Source organism: Sedimentitalea arenosa (genome assembly GCF_016428585.1).
Classification (GTDB): domain Bacteria; phylum Pseudomonadota; class Alphaproteobacteria; order Rhodobacterales; family Rhodobacteraceae; genus Sedimentitalea; species Sedimentitalea arenosa.
The window spans coordinates 1-7,304 of the sequence record NZ_JAELVR010000019.1; the positions used below are offsets into that span (position 1 = coordinate 1).

General features: G+C 58.6%; 3 protein-coding genes, 1 pseudogene and 1 CRISPR repeat array. Of the genes and pseudogenes, 1 reads left to right on the top strand and 3 read right to left on the bottom strand.

What is annotated here, in order from left to right; all coding sequences use genetic code 11:
• Positions 1-129: 129 nt before the first annotated feature.
• Positions 130-864, top strand: a pseudogene (locus JF290_RS19660) (IS3 family transposase); the annotation flags it as partial.
• Between the two features lie 74 nt (positions 865-938).
• A CRISPR array of direct repeats spans positions 939-2,228; the repeat unit is 36 nt; unit sequence GTTGCGGCTGGACCTCGAATTCTGAACAGCTAAACT.
• Positions 2,229-2,301: 73 nt separating this feature from the next.
• Here JF290_RS19660 and cas2 read toward each other — a convergent pair.
• The 3 genes from cas2 to cas9 form a co-directional block, all read right to left on the bottom strand.
• Positions 2,302-2,646: a CRISPR-associated endonuclease Cas2 gene (gene cas2 / locus JF290_RS19335; protein ID WP_233155611.1), complete on the bottom strand. Its 345-nt coding sequence runs from the start codon at positions 2,644-2,646 to the stop codon at positions 2,302-2,304.
• Complete coding sequence (gene cas1, locus JF290_RS19340) at positions 2,643-3,542, bottom strand: type II CRISPR-associated endonuclease Cas1 (protein WP_233155612.1); 900 nt, start codon at positions 3,540-3,542, stop codon at positions 2,643-2,645. Before cas1 ends, cas2 begins: the two co-directional genes overlap by 4 nt.
• 71 nt (positions 3,543-3,613) lie before the next feature.
• Positions 3,614-6,841, bottom strand: coding sequence for a type II CRISPR RNA-guided endonuclease Cas9 (cas9, locus tag JF290_RS19345; protein ID WP_328701306.1), 3,228 nt, complete (start codon positions 6,839-6,841; stop codon positions 3,614-3,616).
• Positions 6,842-7,304 lie beyond the last annotated feature (463 nt).

A 7,304-nucleotide genomic window follows, 5' to 3' on the forward strand; every position in this document is an offset into this window, starting at 1 on the left:
CGCGGATTCGCTCATCTCGCCGACGTCATCGAAGGCGTCGACTTCATCAACGGCATCAAGCCATCAAACCAAGATCAAGCCGCCGCATGATGATCGCCTGGACACCAGATTTGACAGTAACTCTCGAGCGTGCGGTATCAAAGCGTACGCTCAGACGATGCCGAGTTGCGCAAAGCGATGAAGGCTGTGGCGGCTGAGCGGCGCCGGTTCGGCTATCGACGCGTCCATGTGATGCTTGAACGGCAGGGCTGGCAGGTGAACTAGAAAAAGCTCAGACGGCTCTGTCGCGAGGAGAAGCTGCAAGTGCGAAAGCGTGGTGGCCGGAAACGGGCCCTCGGGACGCGCAGACCAATGTTAGTGCCAGAGAAGCCTAACGAACGCTGGAGCCTGGATTTCGTCTCAGACGCCTTCACCGACGGGCGCAGGTTCCGCGTGCTGGCCATCGTGGACGATTTCAGCCGGGAATGCCTGGCGCTGGTCGCGGACACGTCGCTCTCGGGGCTTCGAGCTACCCGTGAACTGACTTCAATCACGGCAAGACGCGGACGGCCCAAAACCATAGTCAGCGACAACGGGACGGAACTGACCAGTATGGCGGTGCTCAGATGGTGCCAGGAAACCCGGATCGATTGGCACTACATCGCGCCAGGAAAGCCGATGCAGAACGCATTCGTGGAGAGCTTCAACGGCAGCTTCCGCGATGAGCTTTTGAACGAAACCCTGTTTTCTTCACTGGCTGAGGCCCGCGAGAAGATCACCGCATGGAAGGAAGACTACAACTGACACAGACCCCACTCGTCCCTGGGCAATCTCACGCCGTATGAATTTGCAATGAAATCGAGACTGGAAACCAAGGCCGCATGAGGCCAGAAATCAACCGACGGATTCTCCCAAAGGCTGGAGGGAAGTCGGGTCTCAGGTCATAGCTTAAACCCGGCGTTGCGGCTGGACCTCGAATTCTGAACAGCTAAACTTCGAGGAGGCCGAGCGCCGCAACCACCCCGAGTTGCGGCTGGACCTCGAATTCTGAACAGCTAAACTGTCACGGAGTTGTTGCCCGTGCTCCATTTCGTTGCGGCTGGACCTCGAATTCTGAACAGCTAAACTCACCCGCAACAACGCCAAGACGTTCATCTAGTTGCGGCTGGACCTCGAATTCTGAACAGCTAAACTGGTGAGAAGCTTGGTCTGGCTGTAATAGCGGTTGCGGCTGGACCTCGAATTCTGAACAGCTAAACTGCCGACAGTTCGCCGCCCGCGCCTGTAATCGTTGCGGCTGGACCTCGAATTCTGAACAGCTAAACTGCCGACAGTTCGCCGCCCGCGCCTGTAATCGTTGCGGCTGGACCTCGAATTCTGAACAGCTAAACTGCGGTATCTTGACCTTGCGAGCGTCTCGGGGTTGCGGCTGGACCTCGAATTCTGAACAGCTAAACTCCTCAGTTACTTCACCAATCGGCCTTTCCGGTTGCGGCTGGACCTCGAATTCTGAACAGCTAAACTTCGGCATCAAACGCCATATCTTTCGGCCCAGTTGCGGCTGGACCTCGAATTCTGAACAGCTAAACTGTGAATTTCAACCGCGCCATCAACAAAGGTGTTGCGGCTGGACCTCGAATTCTGAACAGCTAAACTCCCGTAGTCCGTTCTGTTGCGCCGCTGCTTGTTGCGGCTGGACCTCGAATTCTGAACAGCTAAACTCATTTGCCGTGAGTGCCACGGGTCGAAAGCGTTGCGGCTGGACCTCGAATTCTGAACAGCTAAACTGGACTGATTTATGTCGCGACCTTCAACTCAGTTGCGGCTGGACCTCGAATTCTGAACAGCTAAACTCCCGTCACCGTGCAGCGCGTCCTCGTTATAGTTGCGGCTGGACCTCGAATTCTGAACAGCTAAACTCGACTTGGAGCGGATCGCGCTCGCTGCGGAGTTGCGGCTGGACCTCGAATTCTGAACAGCTAAACTGCTCGGCCTTGGCGTTGCTTCCCAGAACGTGTTGCGGCTGGACCTCGAATTCTGAACAGCTAAACTGGTCTATATCAACGGGCGCGATCTGTGGGTGTTGCGGCTGGACCTCGAATTCTGAACAGCTAAACTGCCGCTGACGGACAAGGCCACGGCCACCTTGTTGCGGCTGGACCTCGAATTCTGAACAGCTAAACTTTCTGCGCCGTCTGCACTGTGGAAATGACGTTGCGGCTGGACCTCGAATTCTGAACAGCTAAACTCGGTCCTCTTCCAAGATCTTGAAATCAAAGTAATCTTGGAAGGGGGCGAGTAAGGCAAACCAAAGATTCTCCATCAAAATAGCGCCAGTTGTTCCGGATTTTTCCGGGCCGCCCTGCGGCCCTGATCAGAGAAGTGGACTATATCACGATATTGTCGGTCGGTGAAGTTGAGGATTTGGATATCGCCTTTGTCGGGCAGTTGTCGCGTGATTCGGTTTACGCGCGTTTGGAACGCCTCTTTACCGTTGACGAAGCGAGCATAGACAGAGAACTGACTGCGCTCGAAACCTTCATCCAGGAGGAAGTTCCGAAAGCCAGTCGCTGCCTTCCGCTGCGGCTTGGTGTCGGTGGGTAAATCAAACATCACGAGGATCCACATGATTCGGTATCCAGACAGGTAGACGGGTGCAGTCGTCATGATCCCAAACCCGCAAGGGTAAGAGCATCGGGCGGCGAGGGCAGGGCAAGGGTCAGGCGTCCGGACTCGAAGCTCTGACCCAGAGATACAGCGAGTTTCCCAAGCGCTACGGATACTGGTGTCAAGCCTCCGCCTAAGGGTAGGTCAAGTGCGATGAGCCGAGCCAAGGTCTTCTTGGCCTCGGTATCCACCTCTGGTCCATTTCGTTCTGCGAGACCGCGCACGCAGCAATCGACCAGGGGGCGGAATGGCTCCATCAAGTCATCAGCCAGGGCGAAGGCGTTGCCTCTATTGGAATGGTGCAGTCCAATGGTGGGATGCAACCCGGCGGCCACGACGGCGCGGGCGGTAGCAGCCCGCAGGACGGTATATCCATAGTTCAACAGCGCATTGATATCGGGGGCCGTGCGATCCCGTCGAAACTGCTCACCCATCATGCGGGGCCAGTAATACCGGGCGGCCTGGGCTTCGACATTGTTACTATCGCCGCTGGTAACCTTGCGCGTGAGCATGGCGATGGGTGCGTGGGTCTCGCCCATGGACTCCAGCGCGGCGGCCTGCATGGCGATCTTGCGGATCACGACCTGTTTCCAAGCCTGCTTCAAGAGCGGGGTTTTGGCTTGCCACTGGGCACGCAACCGAGCGCCTTGGGCATGATGCCCCTCAATTGGGAGAAGAACAGATCGGGGGGCGTGGTTCGATCCACACAAGACAACCGGGGCTCCGCGATCCGCGAGTTCGGTCAAGAGTGAGTTGGACCATGTGGTCCCATGGGCGTGGACGATTACCCCTGCGATCTGGTCGAGCGGGATACGACCGATTTCTTCCGCGCCGTCGCTGACTTTCAGGAAGCCACGGTCACGCGAGAGATGCCGACCATTGGTCGAGATATCCAAGATCTGGTCCAACCTTTACCCTCCAAACCCTTGGAAGGTTGGCATGTTTTATCGATTCGCGCGAATCCGGCTTATTTGGGCTTGGCGCCTCCGTCTCGAAGACGGCCAATTTCGTCGACAGATATACGGCGAATCCTGGATGCGACCGCTGGCCGTGCGCCAATTTGAATCCATTTGAACGGATCTGATTTGTCGTTGTTTCGCGTGTCGGCATTTGCCTCGTTGTGCGGAACAACGAACAGGCCATTTGCAATGTCCATTTTCTGAATGTGGCCGACAACCCTTGTTCCGTCCCGTTCCAGTGCCACCATGTCCCCCTTTTGCACGCGCAGAAGACGCTTGGCCGCCGGATGCGGCCGCTTGTCGCCTTCCAGAACGTGGGCTTCATAGGTCGTGATGACCTGGGGCTTTATCTTGCCATCCGGCAGCCGCCAGATCTCGAAAACGTGGTTGCTGCCACCTTGGTATACCTTGATCGGATCCTGCGCCGGCACCGGGATCCGCGCCTGCGATTGCAGGGGTTTGATGATTCGCAGCCGGCGGATGCCGTGATAGGGGCCGGGCTTGGCCGCAAAGACGCGCAGGGCAGTCTCAAAGTCCTTACCTGTCTTCTCAGCGGTGGCCACGCGCAACGCCTTTCGCAACTGCGGGTCACGCACCTGGCCACTTCTGCCCGCCTCATCCAGCAGCTGCGCAGGCTTGACGCTCAACAAATCTGTCCGGCTGGCGACATGCGTGTCATCAACAATGGAATAGGCCGTTTCCTGGTGCAACTGCCCGGCTGTGCTGTCGCGTCCTTGCTTACGCGCCTCCTTGTCTATTCGGCCGTGATCGGCGCGATGGCTAACGATGATCCTGCCGAGCTGAACCTCGAGATCACTGCGAAAGCCTTCCCAGGGCGATGGCGTGTCGCGGGCGATGAATTCGGCGGACTGGCTGCCCTCTTCGCCCTGCCCAGCGGCGCGGCTGATCCGGTTGAGCAAGCTGCGATCCGTGGCGGCGACCACGGCGGCGTCGATGGCGTGGTGACGGTGATCGGTGCGGTTCTTGGCCTTGACCGCGCCGCGGTCCTTGTCGCTCAGCAGAGAGTTGAGCCCCCAGTGGCGCCGCAGCTTCTCGGTCAATCGTCCGGGCACGACCCAAACATGGCCGCCTTTGGTATAGAGCGTGTCCAGATAGGTGCGCGAAATCCGGGCGAGGTACTGCGTATCGACCAGCGCCCGGTCGAGAAAATCGTTTTTACCTTCGAACCGCTCCATTGCATCCGGGGCAAAGCGCCAGCGCTTGTTGTCGGGCAGGTTCTTGAGGTTGGCTTCGATGGCCTCCCATTTCGGGGTATCTCCCCAGCTTTCCCATGGGGTCTGGTTTCGTTTTTCGCGGTTGGCTTCGCGCAGGCAGAGCGTGCGGTTGGCGAAACTGTCGTCCAGTGTGCGCGAATAGGGCAGGATGTGATCCACGTCGCAGCTGCCGTCAAAGATCATGGCAGCGGAGATGCGCTTGCCCGTGTAGGGGCAGAACCGCCGCATCGCGTCGTCGGGGTTCAAATCCTCCCACAGTCGCAGGAGCATCCGGTTGCGACCGTTGTCTTCGATGCCGAGTTCTTCGAGCTTTTCGCTGCGCTTCTTCGCGGCTGCCGTCGTGTCGCGAATGCGTCTCATGGCCTCGTTTTTCTGCTGCTCAGATTGTTTGAGCTCTCGCGCCAGTTCGACGACGATCTGGTCAGGTTTGCCATAGACCTCGATGATCTTGTTCACCACCCGCCGCAGCTGATTGAGACCGATATGAACGGTGGGATTGGTGATGCGGCCATAGCGGGTGATGTCGTCGTCGTTTTCATCATAGGTTCCGGGGATCACATGCCGGTCCAGCACCTCGCCGTAATATGGCAGGCGGTCAAGGCACTCGCCGGTGCGCCGATCCGAATGGTGCCAGCCGCAGGCCGCCACCGCATCGTCGTAAGTGACGACATCCGCCTCGAGCCTCTTTAGAATTCTGGTCGTCGCCGTCAGGCCCAATCGGCCATAGCCTTCAGGCAGCGACGCCTTGGCCGTCCCCTCCGCGTGGTCCCGGTCGAGCCCATGGGTTTGCATCATCCAGTTTACCAACGCAGAGTGATCTGTATCGCTTTGCACCTTCTGAATGCGTGCGATCACCTCCCATTGCGCGTCCATGTCCAGAGTGGACCAACGCGGGCCGAACCGATCAGGGCGGGACAGGCTCGCGCGGACCGGGTCGCAGGCGATGGCGTCCCGCACGCCGGTTTCCAGGGTGAAGCGTTCACCGTCGCGCAGCTTCAGGAGTTTTGCCAGCGCCGGCAGTTTCACGACCATGGATTTCAACGACGCGGTGGGCTTCTTGTTATCCAGCGCGCGCACGATCTGGTCACGTTCCTCAAGCGTCAGAGGCCGCTTCTCGCGCCCATCCGCTGTGACGCGGAGTTGGTTGACGGTTTCATAGAGCACACGGCGCTGGGTCCGCGGGTGGGCCTTGGGCAGGCGCTCTTCGGCCGTGAAAAGACAAAGCCCGACCTTCGGCTCCTTCAATGGGCGCTGAAAGAAGATCTTCTCAAAGACGAGGTCGCGAAGGTCTTCGGTCAGCTCGGGATGATGGTGCGCCTGGGCTGCCCAGAGTTTGTGAAACTCTTCCTCCAAGTGTTTGCGGTCGGGGTAAAAATCATAGCCCGACTCTTCCTTGCTGTCCGGACCATCTCGCTTGGCGATGGAAAGCCGGGTGCGCACAGTCGGCACATTGCGCGGGTCGGTCGCCCGCTGGCGTCGCATATGCAGGAATTCGCCATAGGTGCGGGCACCGCTGGCCATCATCGCCTGCTCCAACCGTCCGGTGGCGTCCTTGATCTTGCCGCTTTCGTTGTCGCCCCGATCCGTCTTGCGGTTCGATTTGAAGCCGCGACGCTGGTTCAGGTGAAACAATGCACGGCCCAGATGGGTCAGTGGCAGGACTGCGTCCAGACCGCTCGCCCGCAATGTATAGGGATCCAGCGCCTCCAGTGTCTTTGCCTCGGCCGGGTCCGCGGGCATCAGCCCCGCGTTGGCCAGAACCTTCATCAACGTCGCCCGTCTGCGCAGGTAGCGGTCCCGACGCCGACGCATGGCGCGGGCAGTCCGACGGTCAACCGCCAGGGATGCACCGGATTGTGGGTCTCGTCCGTCCGAGAAAACCCTAACACCGCCGCCAATCACGCCAGTGATACGGGCGTCCGCTCCGGCACCATCGGTTTCGTACAGCCACCAGCCGATGGAGTTGGTTCCGATATCTAATCCCAGACGCATATTCACCATCCAAATTGTAATCTTACACAGAATTCCTTACGCCCGAATAGGACGCAACTTGAAAGTCTGGTCGCCGTATGCCAGAAAGAGGGTGTTCAGAATTCGCGGTCGAGCCGTTAACAAGCTCGAAGAAGCACCACATTGAAGCGCGTCCTCCGGGGCGCGTTTCCTTTTGGGCACTAAAAATTTGGGCAGCAGGCTTTCTTGAGAAAAGGATTGCCGCCGCCGGATTGCCCAGAGACCCAAGGACTTCGCCAACGGCAGCCATGCAGGTTGCGCCCGCAACATTTCAATCTGGTGTGTAATGTCCGCCCTGGACCGTGAGTTCTTGATGGAGAGGAGTTTCCGCTGGAGCTATGAGTGAATCTGGTGTCCGGCTGGTTTGAAAGCTGGCGGTGCATCTGGTTGGTTTGTTGTTGCGACACAAGCCACCGACCAAAGAGGACGCACCACCATGGACGACGCTACCATC